Origin of the sequence: Ruminococcus sp. Marseille-P6503 (assembly GCF_900604945.1) — a bacterium.
Classification (GTDB): domain Bacteria; phylum Bacillota; class Clostridia; order Oscillospirales; family Ruminococcaceae; genus FB2012.
Genome location: NZ_UWPB01000001.1, coordinates 313,278 through 334,537, shown reverse-complemented (window position 1 = coordinate 334,537; position 21,260 = coordinate 313,278). Strand labels below are relative to the sequence as shown.

16 protein-coding genes are annotated in these 21,260 nt (G+C 44.6%); 8 read left to right on the top strand and 8 right to left on the bottom strand.

Annotated elements, in window-relative coordinates:
- Positions 1–125: 125 nt before the first annotated feature.
- From EIH25_RS01510 to EIH25_RS01490, 5 genes are all read right to left on the bottom strand, one after another.
- Positions 126–1,436 (bottom strand): CdaR family protein, encoded by a 1,311-nt coding sequence (locus EIH25_RS01510; RefSeq protein WP_124098162.1) that lies wholly within the window; start codon positions 1,434–1,436, stop codon positions 126–128.
- A complete protein-coding gene (cdaA, locus tag EIH25_RS01505) occupies positions 1,424–2,305 on the bottom strand; it encodes a diadenylate cyclase CdaA (protein ID WP_124098161.1) in 882 nt (293 codons plus the stop codon). Before cdaA ends, EIH25_RS01510 begins: the two co-directional genes overlap by 13 nt.
- Before the next feature lie 351 nt (positions 2,306–2,656).
- Positions 2,657–3,784 (bottom strand): aminotransferase class V-fold PLP-dependent enzyme, encoded by a 1,128-nt coding sequence (locus tag EIH25_RS01500; RefSeq protein ID WP_243113063.1) that lies wholly within the window; start codon positions 3,782–3,784, stop codon positions 2,657–2,659.
- A gap of 135 nt (positions 3,785–3,919) precedes the next feature.
- Positions 3,920–4,138: a DUF3343 domain-containing protein gene (locus tag EIH25_RS01495; RefSeq protein ID WP_124098160.1), complete on the bottom strand. Its 219-nt coding sequence runs from the start codon at positions 4,136–4,138 to the stop codon at positions 3,920–3,922.
- A gap of 225 nt (positions 4,139–4,363) precedes the next feature.
- Complete coding sequence (locus EIH25_RS01490; protein ID WP_124098159.1) at positions 4,364–5,029, bottom strand: uracil-DNA glycosylase; 666 nt, start codon at positions 5,027–5,029, stop codon at positions 4,364–4,366.
- 411 nt (positions 5,030–5,440) lie between these two features.
- On the opposite strand from EIH25_RS01490, the gene EIH25_RS01485 reads away from it, so the two are divergent.
- The 6 genes from EIH25_RS01485 (at position 5,441) to EIH25_RS01460 (ending at position 14,052) form a co-directional block, all read left to right on the top strand.
- On the top strand, positions 5,441–7,912 hold the full coding sequence (locus tag EIH25_RS01485) for an EAL domain-containing protein (RefSeq protein WP_164489121.1): 2,472 nt from the start codon (positions 5,441–5,443) through the stop codon (positions 7,910–7,912).
- 363 nt (positions 7,913–8,275) lie between these two features.
- Positions 8,276–8,626, top strand: coding sequence for an Asp23/Gls24 family envelope stress response protein (locus EIH25_RS01480; RefSeq protein WP_124098157.1), 351 nt, complete (start codon positions 8,276–8,278; stop codon positions 8,624–8,626).
- A 21-nt stretch (positions 8,627–8,647) separates the two neighbouring features.
- On the top strand, positions 8,648–10,279 hold the full coding sequence (locus EIH25_RS01475) for a DAK2 domain-containing protein (RefSeq protein WP_124098156.1): 1,632 nt from the start codon (positions 8,648–8,650) through the stop codon (positions 10,277–10,279).
- Between the two features lie 276 nt (positions 10,280–10,555).
- Positions 10,556–11,284, top strand: coding sequence for a polyphosphate polymerase domain-containing protein (locus tag EIH25_RS01470; RefSeq protein ID WP_124098155.1), 729 nt, complete (start codon positions 10,556–10,558; stop codon positions 11,282–11,284).
- Positions 11,277–11,963, top strand: a complete 687-nt coding sequence (locus EIH25_RS01465; protein ID WP_206425671.1) for a DUF4956 domain-containing protein — start codon at positions 11,277–11,279, stop codon at positions 11,961–11,963. The genes EIH25_RS01470 and EIH25_RS01465 overlap by 8 nt, the downstream gene beginning before the upstream one ends.
- A gap of 49 nt (positions 11,964–12,012) precedes the next feature.
- Positions 12,013–14,052, top strand: coding sequence for a carbohydrate-binding domain-containing protein (locus EIH25_RS01460; protein ID WP_124098153.1), 2,040 nt, complete (start codon positions 12,013–12,015; stop codon positions 14,050–14,052).
- A 231-nt stretch (positions 14,053–14,283) separates the two neighbouring features.
- Here EIH25_RS01460 and EIH25_RS01455 read toward each other — a convergent pair whose 3' ends face one another.
- Positions 14,284–15,168 carry a leucine-rich repeat domain-containing protein gene (locus tag EIH25_RS01455; protein ID WP_124098152.1) on the bottom strand — a complete coding sequence of 295 codons (885 nt, stop codon included), beginning with the start codon at positions 15,166–15,168 and terminating at the stop codon, positions 14,284–14,286.
- A gap of 21 nt (positions 15,169–15,189) precedes the next feature.
- A complete protein-coding gene (locus tag EIH25_RS01450; protein WP_124098151.1) occupies positions 15,190–16,047 on the bottom strand; it encodes an SMI1/KNR4 family protein in 858 nt (285 codons plus the stop codon).
- Between the two features lie 472 nt (positions 16,048–16,519).
- Between EIH25_RS01450 and EIH25_RS01445 the strand changes: the two genes are divergently transcribed.
- Positions 16,520–17,572 (top strand): biotin/lipoyl-binding protein, encoded by a 1,053-nt coding sequence (locus tag EIH25_RS01445; protein ID WP_124098150.1) that lies wholly within the window; start codon positions 16,520–16,522, stop codon positions 17,570–17,572.
- Positions 17,573–17,609: 37 nt separating this feature from the next.
- Positions 17,610–20,576, top strand: a complete 2,967-nt coding sequence (locus tag EIH25_RS01440) for an ABC transporter permease (protein WP_124098149.1) — start codon at positions 17,610–17,612, stop codon at positions 20,574–20,576.
- A gap of 382 nt (positions 20,577–20,958) precedes the next feature.
- Here EIH25_RS01440 and EIH25_RS12645 read toward each other — a convergent pair whose 3' ends face one another.
- The gene (locus tag EIH25_RS12645; protein ID WP_279254423.1) at positions 20,959–21,093 is read right to left on the bottom strand and encodes a hypothetical protein; all 135 of its coding nucleotides are present in this window, start codon (positions 21,091–21,093) and stop codon (positions 20,959–20,961) included.
- Positions 21,094–21,260: the final 167 nt, after the last annotated feature.

The window sequence follows — 21,260 nt, the reverse complement described above, 5'->3', positions numbered from 1 at the left end:
TTCCTTACATTAAGCTTACATAAGAGCCTACTGATTATAATGACAAGCGGGCGGTTTGATACCGCCCGCTGAAATTACGGTGCTGCAAAATCCGAACTGTCCGCCGCATTACGGACTATTCCTCCTTAATCCTCAGAGTCTGATTTCGCAGACGAGCTTTTATCCTCTACCTCTATCTGGATTTCGTTGGTTCCGTAGCACCACACTTTATTGTACTTAGGAGAATAAACGGTAACCGCATGATTTACAGAGCCGGAATTAACTACATCTGAAAGGTTCAGAAGCACAGAAAAATCATCTGCAGAAATCTTATTCATTATATCCTCGGGTCCGTAAACCGTAACGTTAGGTATCTGCTTCGTTACAATAGTAACGTCCTTTCCGGAAGGAATATTCTGCACAGTAATCTGATCCCGCGGAATGGTGAATTTTCTTGAGGTATATCCCTCCGAATCAAACGATACCTCGATGGTTTCTATTCCCGTCTGGTTCAATTCGCCCGAGCTGAGCACATTATCAACTTCAAACGAAAAGGTTTTTGCCAGATCAACGCTGCTCAGGGAAATGGTTCCGAGCTTTATATTCTCAGAATCCGCGTCGTCAAGCTTAGGCGAAATAACCTGAATACTCTCCTCTGAAAGCGAATAAGGCAGGGACGAAACGTCAAAGCCAGGAGGACAGTCGGTAAACTCAACGTTGAAGTTAGCCGTTTTCTTTTTATATATAACAAAATTAACGTCAAACGATTTTGTATCCTTTACCGTATATTTTGAGGCGTCAAGAACGTTGTCGTCCGCGTCATAGAATATAACGTCGTTTGTTGAGATCGTTGTATCCTCGGATATCGTCATCGATCTTGATACGCTTACAGCAACTCTCTCTATTTTTTTAAGCTCGTTTTCCGCGCCTTCAATTTCTACCTCTGACGGCGAAACGGAAGTTTCCTTCAGCGTAAGCCCCTCATCGGCATTGATAAGCGGAGCCTCAGTTCCCACATCAAACTTGGCGGTGCTTATCCTGTCAAAGGTTACCTCTACCGTTTCAGGATAAACGGACACGATTGTCACCTTGTCTGAAGAATGTGCCGATTTAACGTCTATATCCAGATTATAGGTTCCCTCTTTTGTTACTTGGTCAAGATTTACAGTAGCGGCAAGATCATTTGCGGAATAATTTCCGATCTCATAGTTCATACCCCTTATCTCAACGTCAACCGTTATATCCTTGTAATTTAAAACTGAAAGTCCTCTTTCCTCAGCCGTGGTTCCTTCCATCGAAAAAACGACAGGAACATTGGTTACGGTTTTGTTTCTCGTAGGATATTGGGTTATCGAAAGGATAAACCATATGATTACCGCGATGATAACGGCAAGAATACGCAGAACAAAATCGGCTTCATGCTTCTTAGGCGATTTTTTTGCCTTTATTTTTTCCATTTAGAAATCACCCTTCCAGCAAGCGAATTTTCCTTACCCGAATTTTCCTCGTCTACAGGAATCAGCCTTAACGTAAGAAGCTTTTTAAGACTTTCTTTTGTAAAGCCTCTGGTCAGCTCTCCGTTTTCGGCAACCGAAATCGTACCCGTTTCCTCCGAAACAACAACCACTATAGCGTCTGAAATCTCGCTCATACCTATGGCAGCCCTGTGCCGTGAGCCAAGCTGCTTGGCAATAAGCTCCTCCTTCTGCGGCTTAGGAAGAAAACATCCTGCGGCAAGTATCATTCCGTCGCGTATGATAACCGCTCCGTCGTGAAGCGGTGTGTTGGGGAAAAATATATTTCCGAACACCGCCGACGACGGAGTGCAGTTAAGTATAGTTCCCGTATCGATCTGCTCTCCCAGTCTGGTTTTGCGCTCGCATATAATGAGCGCGCCCGTACAGGTAGAGGACAGATTCTGAACCGCGTCGCATATTGCGTCAATACAGTTCTTCCAATGCTCCGTACTGTCGTTTCCGTCGTTATTTGAAAAAAAGCTGAACTCCGTAAGCTTAGTACGCCCGATCTTCTCAAGTATACGCCTAAGCTCCGGCTGGAATACGATAACGATAGCAAGAATTCCCCACTGAAAGCAGGTCTTGAGCATAAAACGCATAGTCTGCAAATTGAAGAAAACAGCCAGCAGATAGAAAACTATAAGAACGATTATGCCCTTTACCAGCTGCTGAGCCCTTGTTTCCCTTATGAGCTTTATTCCGTGAAATATAAGATATGAAAGAATGGCTATATCTATAATATCGCTTATCTGGATAGATTTGAACACGCTCCATATAGCCAGGATTCCGTCGGTAATTGCTGTCAGCATATGTCACACCCTTTACATACTAGCTGCGGTACTTAAATACTTCCGAATACCATGCAGAAATATTTAACGGCCGCAGCAGAAATTTCGCCGCGCTTTTTATATACCGTTCCTAATCCGGAACGCTATGCAATGAACCCTTTGAACCGATATATCAAAAAGCAAAGCGGCTATGCCGCTATATATTACAAATCAGTTTCAAAACTGACGCAACGGTTACATTATATATATTTTATTTTACCATATAAAAATCAAAAGTACAATACCAATTTCAAAAAAATTTCCCGTCATAAACAAAAAATCCGCAGGCAAGTCAATGTCCGCGGATTTTTGTAAGCGTTTTGAAATAACGTATCAATAAGCTCTTACGGCGTCGATCAGAGCGTGAACCTGCTGTCTGCTGTTGAAGGCAGACGGAGAAAATCTGACCGTACCCTGTGAAATCGTTCCTAAGGTATTGTGTGCAAGAGCCGCGCACTGAAGTCCTCCCCTGAGGGCAAAGCCTCTGTCGGAAAGCCAGCTTGCAACCTGCTGTGAATTTTCGTCTCCGATATTGAAGGAAACGATCGGAACGTGCTTGCAGTCCGAACGATATATCTTTATACCAGGGACGTTTTTTATACCCTCGATAAACTGGCTGCACAGCTGGCTTTCATGAGTGAATATCCTGTTTACCGTTTTGGTTCTGACAAAATTCAGTCCTTCGCCCAGCCCGATGATTCCTACTGTGTTGATCGTTCCGCTTTCAAGTCTTTCCGGAAGAAACGGAGTCTGGGCAAGCTCGGACGACGTCGCTCCGGTCCCTCCCTCGATTATCGTCGAAAGCGCGTATTCGCCGTCCGTTATCAGAAGTCCGGTTCCCGTAGGTCCGTACAGCGATTTATGACCGGAGGTACATATGAAATTTATACCGTCGTCAAGGGAAATATCCAGCAGCCCGCAGGCCTGAGCGCAGTCTGCAATAAAGCATATCCCCTTGCTTTTGCAAAGCTGAGCTATCTGTCGGTAAGGAAGGATCCTTCCCGTAACGTTTGACGCCGCGGTGCAGCATATGCACTTGGTATTGGCTTTTATGAGCCTCTCAAAATTTCTTACGGTTTCCTCGTCGCTGTCCGTTACATGGGCTATCGAATATTCGACTCCCCTCATCTGCGAAAGCGCGTATACAGGTCTTGAAACCGCGTTATGCTCATAATCCGATATGATCATATGCCCGCCGTACTGCATTATTCCCTTTACCGCCATATTTACGGCAAAGGTACAGTTGGGCGTGAACGCGACGTTTTCCGGCTGAGCCGCAAACATCTCTGCCGCTCTGTTTCTTACGTTAAATATCTTCTGAGAAACGCGCATCGACAGCTTATGGCCGCTTCTTCCCGGATTTCCGCCGTACCTTGACACCGCCTCCGAAACCGCGCTTCTGACTCCGGGCGGCTTTGGAAAGCTGGTAGCTGAATTATCGAAATTTATTATCTGCTTCACATTTTTATGATCATGCTCCTTACAGGGAGCATACCTCCTTTCGGTGTCTTGGGCGGTCCTGCCGCTTCAGTAGCTTCTGACGACAAATCCTGAAGCGCAGAATCCGCATTGAATTTTTATAGCTTCGCCGCCTGTTTATTTATATTCGTAGGCGTCCTTATGAGGAATATTAAAACCGTCAAGCAATGCGATTATTTTATCAGGCTCGTCATGTATCCTGAGCGAATAGCCGCACCCCGAACCGATATTTTCAGGCGTTCTCTGTATTTCACAATAGATCCTGCTGTCATTAAGCAAAGACTTGGCCTTCATAGCGTAGGTAATCGAAGTCATCGCTATAAGATACTTCCCCATCATTATTTCCACCTTTATATAATTTGTCCGAAGCAATAATACAACGGACACTATTACTATATGCCTTAATGCTCAGGCTTGTTAATCAAAAATATCATATGTAAAGCCGCCGCGCCTTAGATTACATTCCTGCCGGCGCCGCTCATAAAGCAAAAATCTGACGGACAGCTCCTTCCGTGCCCGTCAGATCAATAAATACAGTATTCGGTTTTTACAGGACTGCAATCACAGTCTCCAGTCTATAGGCTCGACTCCGTTGCTGACAAGAAAATTATTTACCGCAGAAAAATGACGGCAACCGAAAAATCCGTTGTACGCTGAAAGCGGAGATGGATGAGCCGCTTTGAAAACGCCGTGTGCCGGATTTGTTATAAGTCCAGCCTTTGCTTTTGCATTTCCTCCCCAGAGGATAAACGCTATAGGCTTATCACGTTCATTCAGCTTTCTGATAACAGCGTCTGTAAGCTGTTCCCAGCCCTTTCCTTTATGGCTGTTAGGCTGCCCCTCTCTTACCGTAAGCACGCTGTTAAGCATAAGAACCCCGTTTTCAGCCCATTTTGTCAATTCCCCGCTCTTAGGAGGAGGATATCCGAGATCCGCCTGAAGCTCCTTAAAAATATTCTGAAGAGAAGGCGGCGGATTTACGCCTTCTCTGACCGAAAAGCAAAGACCGTGAGCCTGCCCGGGACCGTGATACGGGTCCTGTCCTATAATTACCGCCTTAACGCTGTAATAATCAGTATATTTAAGAGAATTAAAAATATCGAACATATCAGGATATACTTTAAACGAAGCGTATTCTCTTTTAAGAAACTCTCTGAGCCGTAAATAATATTCGCTTCTGAACTCGTCCTTTAAAATTTCATCCCAGCTGTTTCCTATATGTACCATATCAATATACTCCCGCAACTGTTCCTATTACGATACCGAGTACCATCAAGGCGGCGATTGCAATAACAGCGATACGCATAATAAGCGGTTTTTTATTATTCATTTTTATCCGTTCCTTTCATTTTCAGCGCCGCCGTGCAAAAGCAGAAAACAAATCCATACGGCTAAAAGCGCTGTTCGCCGGCACGCCCGACGGAGCTTTTACAAACGCTATATTTTTCAGTATACTTTTATATAATAACATAAGCAAACAGAAAAATCAACCTTGTTGAAAGTACAAAATATATATTTTTTTATTTGTAAAAAACGTCAAAAAAAATATACATTCTGACGAAAAGTCTATGCGATATTGAAATTTCATGAAAAATGCGGTATAATATTAATTATTATTCCAATTCAGGAGGTGTAAAAATGCTAAAAACAGCTCCGGCAGTATCAGAAGTATTATACGGACAATATATCGCCGATTTTACGGACGGCGGCGTCGTTCTGTCCGCAAACGACGGATTCTGCAAAATAACCGGATATACTCAGCAGGACATAAAAAACGGTCTGGTGCGCTTTTACAATTTCATTCCGGAGGAAGACCGCGGAGAATATATGAAAAAAGCTGAAGAGCTTCAGAAGTCTGATCGGTCGGTTTTTCTGGAGCACCGGTTCAAATGCAAAAACGGCAGATATATTCACGTTATATGTCTTTCGGAAGACTACACCGCCGGCAACGGTCATTTGCACTCAAAAATCACCATCTGCGATTTTACCGAAAATATAAAGCTGAGAGAAAAATACAGGCTTTCAAAAATGGAGCTGGACGCTCTGATGGATAACGTTCCGGGCGGAGTCGTACTCTATGAAGTGACCGAAAACACAGTGAAAATAGCCGACGCCAACGACGATTATTATAAAATGCTGGGATACCCTGACAAAACGCTTCATCCGGGAACAGGAGGACATCTGCTTAAAAAAGGGGAAATCCCCGATTTTCTCAAAACCCTCAACAGATGTATTGAAAACCGCGGAGATTTTTCATATGAATTCCGGATAACAAAATATGACGGCAGGTCTGCCTGGATGTGCCTCAAGGGCAAATATTTTGATACCTCCGAAAACGGAACCCACCTTATATATGCTATTCTTCTCGACGTATCCAACGCCAAAAAAGCTGAAAGAGAAATAATCAACCAGACTGAGCGTTTCAAGATCATAGCTGAAAACACCGAAGAGGTTTACTTTGAGTACAACGTTACCGAGGACAGGATGTTCCTTGCAAACTGCATAAACAGATACGGCGAGGAGAACAATATAATAAATAATTTCTGGAACGAGCTGAAGTGCAAGCCTTTTGTTCATCCCGCCGATTTCAGGGCGTATCTCAATTCGTGGATCGAAATATGCTCCTACCCGCACAAGGGAAGCATTGAATTCAGAACCATGGCGTACGATGACAGCTACACGTGGTATAAGCTTCCGTATGTCAGCGTTGCAAACGAACAGGGAGAGGTTACAAACGTATACGGAAGACTGTTCAGCATTGAAAATGTAAAGGATCTTAAAAGAACGATCGACAGCGACCGCGCCGAAATCGAACGGCTGACCACAACCGACTCGGTAACAGGGCTGCTCAACCGAAAAGCATTCAAGGCTCGGGTGTCGTCATATCTGAAAAACAGCTATGACAAAGGCTTATGCTACGGAATAGTATATTCCGATATAAACGATTTTTCATATGTAAACGATAACTTCGGCTCGGAAGCGGGAAACCGTATGCTGTACGATTTTGCCGATATTATCAGAAACACCGAAACCAATATATACGCCTGCCGTATCCATTCCGATTACTACGCAGGACTATACAAGTCGGAATCCCGGGACAGCCTTATCGAAAGCATAAAACTCAGAAACGAACTATTTACCGAATTTCACAAGAAAAAATATCCCGCCAGCGACATACATATTTCTAGCGGACTGTATTTTATAGACTCTGCGGACGTTGACGTAACCATCGCCATGGACAACGCGAATCTTGCCCGCAGAAGCGTAAAGGGAATTAAAGATATACCCTGCGGGATCTATACCGAAAGAATGAGAAAGCAGCGAAGCTACGAACAGGCTATTGCCAGCGAGCTTCTTCCGTCCATCAAAAACGGATATATAGAGCTTTTCCTCCAGCCGAAATTTTCTCTTGACACCAGAAAGATAATAGGAGCAGAGGCTCTCAGCAGATGGCGAAACCCTGACGGGACCTACAAGCTGCCGTTTGAATTTATAACCATACTTGAAAACGTAGGCTACATAACCGAGCTTGACTTCTTTATTTACGAGCAGGTGCTGAGCACTCTCGCGCGCTGGAAAAGAGAAGGAATACGAACGCTTCCCATATCGGTCAATTTTTCAAGACAGCATAACAATTACAGCTCGTTCGTAAAAAAGCTCACCGATATGGCTGACAGCTACGGAATCGAAAGGAGTCTGCTTGAGATAGAAATTACAGAAAGCAGCCTCAGCAAGGATATAAACATAATGTTCAGCAATATGAGAAAGCTGAGAAAAAACGGCTTTAAAATTGATATCGACGATTTCGGCATGGGCTATTCCTCCCTCAGCGTTCTGCTTGACGCTCCGGTAGATATTGTAAAGCTGGACAAGATTTTTATAGATAAGATCGCCACCAGCTCTCAGGCAAGAGAATATGTAAACAGGATATGCAGTCTTATCAACTCTACCAATAAGGACATTGTTTTTGAAGGCGTCGAAACGGAGCTTCAGGCGGATATCCTGTGCAGATGCGGACACAAAATGGCTCAGGGCTGGCTTTTTGACAAGGCGCTGTCCGTCCGCGATTTTGAAAACAAATACATGAAAATCCAGTCGGACGGCAAATAAAGCCGGTTTCTTCGTATACGGAAATTCTCACGCTTGAAAAACGGCGGAACAGCGTATAAATATTGACAGCAAAACCAAAGACCGCCTGAACAAAAAACGCTGCCTGCCGCTGCGCGGCCGGAAAACGCGAAAAGTTTTATCAAAGCTATTGCAAACAAATTTATAATGTGCTATAATATTTTAAACATTGTTTTGAATAATATATTATGATTATCCATTTGCGCTTGTACCATATAAATCAGCCGCCGCGCATAACCGAATCCGTCAGCCGAAGTATTGACCGTTCGCTGCTGCGATTATATCTCACTGGAAATTGCGCGTATTCTGTTTTATACGGCACAGTCTGAAAGGGAGTGGAGTCTAATGATAAAAGCCTGCAATCATCTGGGAACGATCGGTATTTCAATGAAGTATCTCAGAACACTGATATCCGGCACGGTACAAAGCTGCTTCGGAGTTGCCGGAATGAATTCATACGGCGCTCTGCAGGGCGTCGACGCTCTGATAAAAAAGAACAGGGCTGCAAATAAAGGGGTCATTATCAGGCAGAATAATAACAAGCTGATTATCGACCTGCATATTACCGTAACCTACGGAGTCAATGTAAAAGCAATTACCGAAAGCATTGCCCATAAGGTCGGCTATGTTCTTACCGAGCAGGCGGGCGTTTGCGTTGAATCGGTAAACGTTTATGTTGACGGAATGGTAAATTAACTAAATAGGAGGACTTTTCTGGTGATAAGCGGAAAAATACTGAGGGACGCTTTTATCAGCGCTGCCAACAGTATTTCAAATAAGAAAAAATCAGTTGACGAGCTGAACGTTTTTCCCGTTCCTGACGGAGATACGGGTACAAATATGTCAATGACGATCGGCAACGCGGTAGCGGAGCTGAAAAATATGGACGACGGAGTAAGAGTCTGCGACGTTGCCAAAGCTGCCGCCTCCGCCCTGCTGAGAGGCGCGAGAGGAAATTCCGGCGTTATTTTGTCGCTTATTTTCCGCGGCTTTTCAAAGGCTCTGGAGGGGCAGGAGTCAATGGACAGCGAGCACATGGTCCGCGCTATGGAAATGGGAGTGGACGGCGCTTATAAATCGGTAATGAAGCCGACCGAGGGCACGATTCTTACCGTTGCGAGAGAGGCGGCGGAAAAAGGCAGAGCGCTCGCCCTTTCCTCCAACGATACTCTGATGATCTGGGACGAGATATGCCGTCAGGCAAAGCTGTCGCTGGACGAAACCCCCAAGCTGCTCCCAGCGCTTGCCAAGGCAGGCGTTGTAGACGCGGGCGGAATGGGACTGCTGATAATTTTTGAAGCGATGAAAGATGTTTTCCACGGCGGAGATATCGTGAAGGCTGAAGCCTCCGGAACAAAAAAGATCACTGTAGAAACCTTTGCCGATACGGTAGGACAGTTCGACGAGGAGATTCATTTCACATACTGCACTGAAATGCTGATAACCAAAGCCAGGGACTGCGACGATCCTTCAAAGCTTAGAGCCTATCTTGAAACTATCGGAGACTGCGTTGTAGTCGTTGACGACGATGAGATAATCAAGGTTCATGTTCACACCAACGATCCGGGACTTGCGATCCAGAAGGGTCTTGAATTTGGATATATAAATCTGCCTAAAGTAGAAAATATGAAAATGCAGCATGAGCGGAGGCAGAAGGAATCAAAGCAGGAATTCATTCCGGCTAAGCCTGAAAAGAAATACGGCTTTGTCGCGGTTGCCGCGGGAGGCGGTATCGAAGCTATGTTCAGGGACGTCGGAGTGGACTGCGTTGTAAGAGGCGGTCAGACCATGAATCCGTCAACAGAGGATATCCTTGCGGCGATCATGTCCTGCCCTGCCGAAACGGTTTTTGTTCTTCCGAACAATAAAAATATCATTATGGCTGCGGAACAGGCGGTAAAGCTTGCAGACAGAAACGTATGCGTGCTTCAGACCAGAACTATTCCTCAGGGAATGAGCGCAATGCTTGCGTTCGACCCCGACAATGATTTCAATACCAACCGTCTTGAAATGACCAAAGCTCTGGAGCGCGTTTCAACGGGTCAGATCACCTTTGCCGCCAGAGATTCGGATTACGAGGGTCATCAGATAAAGCAAGGGGAAATTCTCTGTCTGGACAACGGCAAGCTGGCATTTGTCGATAAAGATGTTGCCAAAGCGGCGTACAAGCTTACAAAGCGTCTTGTAAAGAGCGACAGCTCGTATATCACCATTCTTTACGGAGCAGACGTTTCAGACGAAGCGGCGGAAGCGCTTTGCAGTCAGGTATCGGCAAAATATCAGCATATCGACGTAAATCTTATCAACGGTGGACAGCCTGTGTACTATTATATAATATCTGTAGAATGATCTGAGGGGTAAGTTATGTACCTTCAGTAAAAGTCAAGCCGGTCGGCACAAAAATACCGACCGACTTGTTTTTTTGTTTATTTTTTTTGAGCGCAGGCGAAAATACAGCGCGCCTTTATTTTTTTGCGGTAATTTAAAGTAAAATTTATTTATATCCTAAAGTAAAATTTAAGTAAGAAAGCTATACTTGATAACAGTTAAAGCAGTCGAAGCCGTTAAAAAATCAGCGGTAAAATACATTAAAAGGAGGAGCCCATAATATCAGGGCGTAAAAATATGAGCAATTTTCAGGAAATCTTTAGAAGAGTCGAAAAGAAATATCTGCTTGACGACAAAAAGTACAGACTTCTCAGGCAAAGACTGGACGACCGCGTAATTCCGGATAATTACGGCGAAAGCACGATCTGTAACCTTTATTTTGACACGCCGGATCGTCGGCTTATCAGAACGTCTATGGAAAAACCGGTATACAAGGAAAAAATGAGACTCAGAAGCTACGGCGTTCCGAAGGCTGACGATACCGTTTTTCTGGAGCTGAAAAAGAAATACAAGGGCGTTGTTTATAAGCGGCGTATAGATATGTCTCTGCAAGCTGCAAAAAGCTTTATAAAAGGCGAAGGCGGAACAGGCGGAAACCAACAGATAGAAAACGAGCTTGAATGGGTAATGAGCTTTTATCCACAACTTGCTCCGGCTATGTATCTTTCCTACGACAGAATCGCGCTTTACTCGAAGGAGGATCCTGAGCTGAGGATCACCTTTGACAGCAACATCATTTACCGCGAAGACGCGTTGGAGCTTGAAAAGGGAGTGTGGGGCAAAAAGCTGCTCAAAGCGGGAAAACGCATTATGGAGATCAAAATACCCGGAGCAATGCCCCTGTGGCTAGCTGATATTCTGGACGAACTTGAAATCTTCCCCTGTTCATATTCAAAATACGGTACGGCTTATCAGAACGAACTAAAACACAAAATGGAAAAAGGAAAGGTGAATTACTGTGCATAATTTAATTTCAGCGTCGGCTTCAATTTCAACTGCCGACGGCGTATCGACGGGAGAATTTATCCTGTATACTCTTATATCCTTGGCTCTTGGAGCGGTGGTCGCTCTGGTTTTCAGATATAAAAACAAGGTATCAAAGGGTTTTTCCATCACTCTCGCAATGCTTCCGGCAATCGTTCAGGTAGTTATAATGCTTGTAAACGGAAATATAGGAACAGGCGTAGCGGTAATGGGAGCGTTCAGCTTGGTCAGATTCCGCTCGGTTCCGGGAAACGCCCGTGACATATGCAGTATTTTTCTGGCAATGGCTATAGGTCTTGCAATGGGAACCGGATACGCGCTGATCGCGGTTATTTTCACCGCTATACTATGCGCGGCGAATCTTATATACTCGTCTATTCCGATAGGAGATAAAAGCGGAGAAAAACAGCTTATAATCACTATTCCGGAATCGCTTGACTACAGCGATATATTCGACGACCTGTTTGAAAAATACACCTCGGACTGCAAGCTCGTAAATGTCAAAACTACAAACATGGGCAGTCTTTTTAAGCTTACCTATAAGCTGACCCTAAAAAACGGGGCTTCGGAAAAAGCGCTGATAGACGATCTCAGATGCCGCAACGGCAATCTTGAAATATCCTGCGGTCAGCCTGTCAGCCAGCCGTACGAGCAGCTTTAAAAATAAACTGTCTGCTAACAATTTATTTTTCATAATACCGAAAGGAGGCTTGCTTGCAATAGCAGGCAATATTATAGAAATGAAATATGAGATCAAAAAACGCCTAGCCATGCTGCTGGCATTAATAATCGTTTTATCAGCTGCCAGCGGATGCTCGAAAAACGAAAACTCATCATCGTCAAGCCAAAGTCAGAACGCTTCGGCAACCGAAGCAACTATAGACACAAGCTTTGACGCCGTAGATCTTGACGTAGGCTACGACGAAAGCTCCTCCTGCGCCGTTGTGCTGAACGGCGGCAGCGCGGATATATCCGGCTCGGGAGCGGAATTTACTGACGGAAATCTTGTTATTTCAGCAGCCGGAACCTATATGCTTTCAGGAACCGTATCCGACGGTCAGATAATAGTGGACGCCGATAAGGAAAGCGATATAAAGCTGGTTTTCAAGGGAGTAAATGTTTCCTGCTCGGACAATTCCGCGCTTTTCGTAAACAAAGCGAACAAAGTGACTATTACCCTTGAAGCCGGAAGTGAAAACACCCTTTCCGACGGTACAGAATACAGTCTTGACGAGGACACTTCAAACGTAGACGGCGCGGTATTCTGCCGTTCTGACCTGACCTTGAACGGTTCGGGAAGCCTGAATATAACGGCAAACTACAAGCACGGCATAGTCTGCAAGGACGATCTGGTCATCGTGGGAGGAAGCTATACCGTTAATGCTGCGTCAGGAGGAATCTACGGCAAGGACAGCATTAAAATCAACAGCGGAAGCTTTATCGTCAGCGCCGGTACAAACGGAATCAAGTCCAGCAACACCGAAAGCGCGGACAAAGGCTATATCTATATCAACGACGGAACCTTTGATATAACCGCGGGTACTGACGGAATTGAAGCCGAAAGCGTTCTGTCCGTTGAGAACGGCACGTTTAATATAGTCACAGGCGGAGGAAGCGACAACGCAAGCATGACGTCCGACGGTCAGCCCAACGGCGACTGGGGAAACTGGGGAGGCAGAAATAACAATATGACTCCTCCCGACGGAAAGACCGTTCCCGGCGAAAGCTTCGGAAATATGACGCCTCCCGATGAAAACTTTAAAGAGATGACGCCTCCCGATCAGCAAAATTCCGAAATAACAGCCGCCGCATACACATCGGAGGAATATTTCACCACCGTATCCTACGAATCTTCGGATTCAGATACAGACTCCTCGGAAAGCTCGTCGGCAAAAGCCCTGAAGGCAGGCTCGGAGCTGAACATCAGAGGAGGGGAAATAACCGTTGATTCCTCGGACGATTCGGTGCACTGCAACGGAAATATAAATATTTCCGGAGGAACGCTCAGCGCCAAATCAGGCGACGACGGAGTTCACGCAGACGGCGAGCTTCTTATAACCGGAGGAACGATTAATATTGAGAAAAGCTACGAGGGGCTTGAAGGAGTAACTCTGACAATTTCAGGAGGGGATATTTCCGTAACCGCAAGCGACGACGGACTGAACGCAGGCGGCGGAAGCGATACGGGAAGCTCCGGACGTCCCGGCATGGACGGATTCAACACCGGCTCGGGTACGGAATATCTGCTGACTATAAGCGGAGGAACGCTGAAAGTCAACGCGTCCGGCGACGGTCTTGATTCCAACGGAAATCTTGTCATTGAGGGCGGAGAAATCTATGTCAGCGGTCCGACCAACGGAGGAAACGGCGCAATCGACTACGGCGACAACGCTTCGGCATGGATCACGGGAGGAACGATAGCCGCTTTCGGAAGCGTAGGAATGGAAGAGAGCTTCGGAGAAAACAATTCCACTCAGTATTCGGTTCTTCACAATCTCAGCTCGACAGTTTCAGGAGACACTGAGGTAGTCATAACAGACAGCAGCGGCAGCGTCATACTGTCATATACTCCCGAAAAGGACTGGCAGTCGGTGGTTTTCAGCTCGCCCGATATCAAGGACGGAGAAACCTATACCATTACTGCGGGAAGCATTTCCGAAACGGTCACAATAGACGGAATCTGCACCTCCAACAGCACCTCGGCGGGAGGCTTCGGAGGAGGCAGAGGAGGAGCAATGGGATTCAGATAACTCTACAACCCGATATAACAGCAGACGGCTGCGGCTTTCCCTGTAAGAAAGGAAACCGCAGCCGTCCGTTTTTAAGCGAAGACCTGCCGCAGAACAGACCTCCGAAGATAATAAAAAGCAGGCGTTACACAACAGTTACGCCCGCTTTATAAAAATTCTGCTTCTGCACATAGCCTGCTTTCTTTCCAAGCCGTTCATTAAACCAAGCGCTTGGATATAGCATGAAGCACCTTATGCGCAGCTATCAAACGCCATTTCCCCTACTTTAGTATTCTTAGGAATTGAAACGCTTTTCAGTCTGTCACAGCCTGAAAAAGCATAGCTGCCTATAAGCTCAAGAGTATCAGGAAGTATTATTCTTTCAAGACTTTTACAGCCCCTGAAAGCTCCCGACAGTATTTTCTCTGTCCCGTCTGGAATAACGACTTTTTTCACCGACGTCTGTGCAAAAGCGCAGCCGTCGATTATTTTTACGGCGTATCCGTCTATTTTATCAGGAACTGTCACATTATCATTGTCCCCGCAGTAATTGGTTATGCACGCTGCCTTAACGTATTTATCGCCTGATGCGTCGTACATTACCTCAACCGAATAAGTAAAAGGCATTTCCGACTTCCCGTTTTTTTCAAAGTCCAGACTGTTTGCCGAAGCATATTTATACGCTGCCGAAAGCTTTTTTCCTTTTACGGTAAAGCCTTTTGTTTTAGCGTTTATATCGTCATACCCTACTGCCTTTTCCCCTATTATTTCAACCGACTGCGGGATCGATACAGATTTTAAAGACGTACAGCCGCAGAACGCCCTGTTTCCTATATATGTAACGCTTTCAGGAATTCTGATAGATTCCAAGCCTGAGCAGCCGTAAAAAGCGTCGAAGCATATATCACGCACACCGTCAGGGAGTATTACCGATTTTAAGCTCTTGCAGCCGTAAAACGCCCCATGCGCAATTGCCTTTACTTGAATACCGTCTATTTCACCGGGAATTTCAAGCTTTTCACAGCAGCCGGTGTATCCTGTTATCTCCGCATATTTTACATTACGGCTCCCCTTTTTATCAGAATATTCCACTGTATCAAAAGTAAGCCTCTGTATAAATTGTTCATTTAAGGACATTTCTATTCCTCCTATATTGGGCTATAGCATTTCATTGACGTCCACAGGTATATTGATATCCGGTCTTACCCCTAATATTCTGGCAGAATCTCCTGCTGCAGGCTTACCGTTATCCTCTTTCATACTTATACACCTAGCACCCGTAATATTTATAATGTCAGTCAACAAATTATTTACTTCTGTATGATTTCTCCCACTTATTTCTCCAACCACTCCATTATGATATTCCATATAAAATGCAATATTACTTCCTATCCCAATGTAATGTTCAAAATCACTAAACCACGCCTTTATAATGCCATATTTTTTTATTATTCTATTTAGCTCTTCAAAAATATTAGATATACGCGCTTTCTCCATTGTCTCTTCTAATACATTTTTAGACGCCCCATAACTTATCCTTACATTAAAATAGACAAACTTTTTAAATGCACACTGAAACAAAAGTTTTTCAAAATTTTCTGAAGCTTTTCTGAAAATCTCACTACCTTCTGTAATCCAAACACTTTCCTGATTATTAGAACTTAAATCAAAAGAAAGCTCTACCCCTGTTTCTTGTATGCAAAAGGGAAATATTAAGTTTTCAAAATAATCAGGTTCATATTTATGGTAATCCTCCAGAAGTTCTATTATGTCGTATATTTGAGTTTTTCCCAACAATACTTCTGACAACAATCCCCCGTCATTTTCTCCCATTTTTTTTAAAAACATTCGATAGATTGCAGGTATGTCTACATTATGTTTAATTATTTCTGAAATTTCTACTAACTGGTTAATAGCATTTTCTGATGCTGGCTTGATTCTATTTTTCCAGTCAGTATCATACATTTCAATAAATTCAAACAATCTTTCAAACAAATTATTGCTGTTTCCTTCCATATCTGTTTCCTTACATATAATTTGAATACTATGAAAAATATAGTCAAAATTTAACGCCTTGTAATCACCCAATTATCTTTTTGTGTTTCTCTTGTCGCATAGTAACCACAAGGCATATCCGCTAAATCTCCAACCGAATTGTCCAAATCAAATAACATAATACTAATGTTATACACATTATAGCATATATTTTCTCAAAGCGCAATAGTTTTTTCACAAAATTATTTATTTTATATGAAAATAACGTTTTCGTTTTAAGCGAAATAACCTATTAATTTAAATATCAGTTCATCTTTATGCTCTTTTATATACTACACTTAAAGAGTATATAAATTCTATACCTTAAAACAAAGCCGTAATATAGGCAATAGTCACAGAAAATACACCGAAAATTTGTATATTCACATATAGAAAAAGACAAAGTATTTTGATATAATAAGAAAATAAGTGTATAATTTTAAGGAGCATAATTATGAGAATTGCAAAAATATACAAATCAATAACCTGTTCCGCTCTGGCTGCGGCAATAGCCTGTCTTACCGCCGGCTGCTATCTGCTTCCGGACGAGGAGGAGGTTCTTCCGGCGCCTACCGTCAAGGCAAGCGAGGTAAAATACACAACGGTAACCGCCCAGAAAAAGGACCTCGAAAAAAAGGTCGTAAATTCCGGCACTGTTACTGCCGAAAAGCAGTATAACCTTGTCTATGAAAAGCAGGGCGGAACGATAAGCGCGTTTCATGTTCATGCAGGCGATACGGTAAAGAGCGGAGATCCGATATGCGAATTGGATACTCAGGAGCTTGATTATCAGATCGCGGAAAAAGAGCTTTACCTCAAAAGAGCTCAGCTTAACGTTGACGTTATTTATGAAAGCGGCGGAACACAGTCTGAAATAGACAAGGCGTATGTGGACGTGGAGCTGCTCAACCACGAGCTTCAAAAGCTTTACGATCAGAAGGACGCCGCTACTCTCAAGACTCCGGTAGACGGAACAGTTTACTCTCTTGCCGATGTGAGGGTTGGCGACAGCGTAAACACGGGACAGACTATCGCCACAATTATTGATACCTCGGAGCTTTACATAGCGATTAAGCCTACCGATTCAAGAGTATATAAAATGGGTACTGAGGTTAAGATCAGGATCGACGAAAATTACTATAAGGGCGAAGTTTTTATGACGCCTGACGAGCTTGCCGACTATCAGGCTGAACAGGCGCAGAGCCACGACAAGCTTGACGATACAGGCATCGCATTTGAAGCGGAAACCGTCTACGTCAGATTTACCGACGAAATTCCGACAGATTCGGTAGGTCAGCTTGCCGACTGTATCCTTATTCAGGACAGCGTTCAGGACGCAATAGTAATATCAAATAACCTTATAAAAACTGTTGACGGAGAACAGGTGGTATATGTCCTTAAAGACGGCGAAAAGACCGCCGTAAAGGTTGAAACGGGACTGGAAACAGGTTCGCAGACCGAAATAATATCAGGACTCAGCGAAGGCGACGAGCTTGTTCTCAGATAAGCTTTCACAAGCAGTTTATTGAAAGGATTAACGACAGATGCTTACTTTGCTTTTCCGCAAAATGCGGAACACTAAATGGATGGTGCTGTGCCTGCTGATAGGATTCATTATGGCAAGCGCTATGATGAGCACCATTCCTATATACATGAACGCTTCTCTGCAGCGTATGCTGGTAAAGGATATGGAAGCGTTCCAGCTTGAAAACGACATATATCCCGGAGCTTACAATACGTCCTATTCGGTTACGCTGGATATATCGGCGGAAGAACAGCGAAAAGAGATAGACAGCGTGTCCGAGCTTGTCACCGATTCGTACGACGATCTTGACTGCCCTGCCCTTACCGAGAAAAAATACATAGCCGACGAATATCTTTACGTCACTACGATCGACGTCGCTCCGGGCGAATCCGCTTCCCGCCTGACCTTAGGCGCAATGACCGGAATCGAAGACCATGTATCGCTTACCTCCGGCAGAATGTACGAAAGCGGTCAGCGCGGCGACGGAGTTTACGAGGTAATTACCACTGAGCGCGCGCTTAAGGTTTCGGGTCTTGTTACCGGAACTGTTTATGAAATAGCCAACGTTTTCGATCAGTCTGCCTCGATTAAAATTGAAATCGTCGGAACCTTTGACGTTGCCGATGAAAACGATTCTTACTGGGCCGAGGGGCTTGACAGCGAATATCTCAACACTATGTTTATGGATTACGACCTGCTTTACGGCAGCGTCCTTGATACGGGAGCGGTCAGTATCAACGCCTTCGCCCAGCGCTATGCCATGGACTATCAGCATATGAATATGAACAATATGTCCTCTATGCTTGAAAAAACCGACGCTCAGGCGCTTGTATACAGCGATAACAATATCACCTTCAATCTGCCCGCCGCTTCGATTCTGGAAGACTACGGAGAAAGAGCTTCAAGGCTTCGCCTGATTCTCTGGCTGCTTCAGATCCCGGTCATCATGATGATACTGGTATATCTGTTTATGGTTTCGCAGCTCAACGTTGAACAGGAAAAGAACGAGATAGCGGTATTCAAAAGCAGGGGCGCAAGCAGATTTCAGATCATGCTCATATACGCGATGGAATCGCTGTTTCTCGGCGTAATAACGGCGGTCACCGGACCGTTTGCGGGAATGGGACTTTGCAGAATCCTCGGAGCCTCTAACGGGTTCCTTGAATTCGTAAACAGAAAATCTCTGCCCATTTCAATGACAAAGGACGCTTTTCTCTATGCCGGCATAGCCGTGATAGTATTCTTTGTAACGACGATGGTTCCTATAGTTCCCGCAACCAAAACCACTATTGTTGAGCATAAGCAGTCAAAGGCAAAAAAGAAGAAATTTCCTCTCTGGGAAAAGCTGTGTCTTGATTTTATACTTGCCGGAGGTTCGATAGCCTGGCTGTATTTTTACAACGACCAACAGGAAAAGCTGATTTCCGAAGGCCTTACCGATACCACAGCTACGGTGAACCCTCTTATGTTCATAGCGTCTACCGCCTTTATTCTGGGGCTTGGTCTGTTCTTTATTAGGATATACCCCGCGCTGATAAGACTTGTTGCCAGAATAGGAAAACGCTTCTGGTCGCCGTCCGCGTATGTTTCCCTCAGCAATATAGGAAGATGCGCCAACGGCAGGGAACGCTTTCTTATGATATTCCTCATACTTACGGTTTCCTTGGGCGTTTTCTTCGCCAATACCGCAAGAGCGCTCAACAGAAACGCCGAGGAGAGAGTATCCTATTCGATCGGCGCGGACGTAACAATGGCAGAGGAATGGGAAAGCAGCAAAACCACCGCTGCCGCTTCACAGCCACAGTCGGCTTCCGGAAACATTACTACTGCTGAGGAAACCGAGGAGGAATCCGATGACGGAAGCGATGAGATAATTCAGTATATAGAGCCGGTTTTTGAACGCTTTGAAAATCTTGCGGGGGTAAACTCCGCCACAAAAGTATTCATAAAAGACGAAGTTACTATTCAGAGCGGCAAAATGAAGGTCAGCAAAAGCTCGTCTGAAAATGACGACGAAAGAAATCCGGAAGATTTTATGCAGGACTACCAGTCGGCAAGCAGAACCAGCGATCACTCCGACAGCGTAAAGCTCATGACTGTTATCCCAAGCGAATTTTCCAAGGTATGCTGGTTTGAAGACAGACTTCTTCCGGTGCATATCAACGAATATCTCAACGCTCTTAGCGAATACAACGCAGGCGTCATACTTTCCTCGTCCTTCAGGGACAAATACGGACTTGAGCTGGGAGATACGGTAAACTGCTCATGGGGAGCAAACGAGGAATTTGAAACCACAATACTTGCTTTCGTTGATTACTGGCCGGCAATGAATCCTTACGAAACCGATGAAAGCGGAAATTACAAGGATTTTGCAATAATGAATTTCGATTATGTAAGAGTTCAGACGACGGTTGAGCCGTATCAGGTCTGGATAGACCTTGACGACGGTACGACAACTGAGGAATTCTACGATTCCATAGAAAACAGCGACATTGATCCCACAATGCTCAACGTAAAAAGTCAGGAGATAATAAGCGAAAAGACCGATCCCATGCTTCAGGGAATGAACGGCGCGCTTACCCTTGGATTTATCATAATTATGATCATGTGCATTATCGGCTTCTTAATATACTGGATCCTTTCCATAAAAAGCCGCACTCTCCAGTTCGGAATACTCAGGGCTATGGGTATGAGCTACGGCGGAGTGATCGCAATGATAATTTACGAGCAGCTTCTTGTTTCAGGCGTTTCGATCTTTACGGCTATATTTATCGGCGGCGCTGCAAGCGACCTGTTCGTTCCGCTGTTCCAGTCGCTTTACGACGCTTCGGAACAGGTTCCCGGCTTCGCCGTTATACCTCTGCGAAGCGATTACCTAAAGCTTTATGCCGTTATCGCTGTAATGCTGCTGACAGGCTTTGCGGTTCTTGGCCGGCTTATCTCAAAGATAAAAATTTCACAGGCTCTTAAGCTCGGCGAGGATTAACCTTGCATACGCCAATACGAAAAGCCCCTCTTAACGGAGGTTACAGCGTTTTAATAAAATCCTCAGAAAGCCTTGATAACAAAGAACTTATCGCCATGCGTCCGCCTTATCCCTTTATACCGTTACGCAAAAGTTTACTCTTTCTCTGACTGCTTATAAAAGCAAATGCAAGATCAGAAACGCTTTGAAAGGCTCATATAACAGATGAAGCAGCCGAAGGGGGTATCACGGAACATATAAAGGAAGAACCTTAAAATTGGTTGGACGGCTCAACAACATACGGGCGTGTGCAATGGCGATTGTGAACGAGAAAATTATCTTCGCATAACAACAGCAAAAGAGGCCGCTTTTACAGCGACCTCTTTCGTATTATGCCAGATAATCAGCAGCCGCAGCCTCCGCAGCCGTTGCAGCCGCAGCCGTTATCGCTGAGTCCGCAGCCGTTGCCGCAGCAGCAAGCGATTATAAGGATAAGGATAATAATCCACCAGCATCCGCCAAATCCACAACCGTTCATAAAACATTCTCCTTTTTCTGTGTATTTTATAAAGCGGCAACAAGCGTTTCGCCGTTTGCCTTTGCTTTATATTACAGTTTATGAAGCCGGCAGAATTGTGTTACAAAAATTTTGGGAAAGCTGAATTTGTCCTGCGCATAAGATAATATTAGCGGTTTGCAAAGACT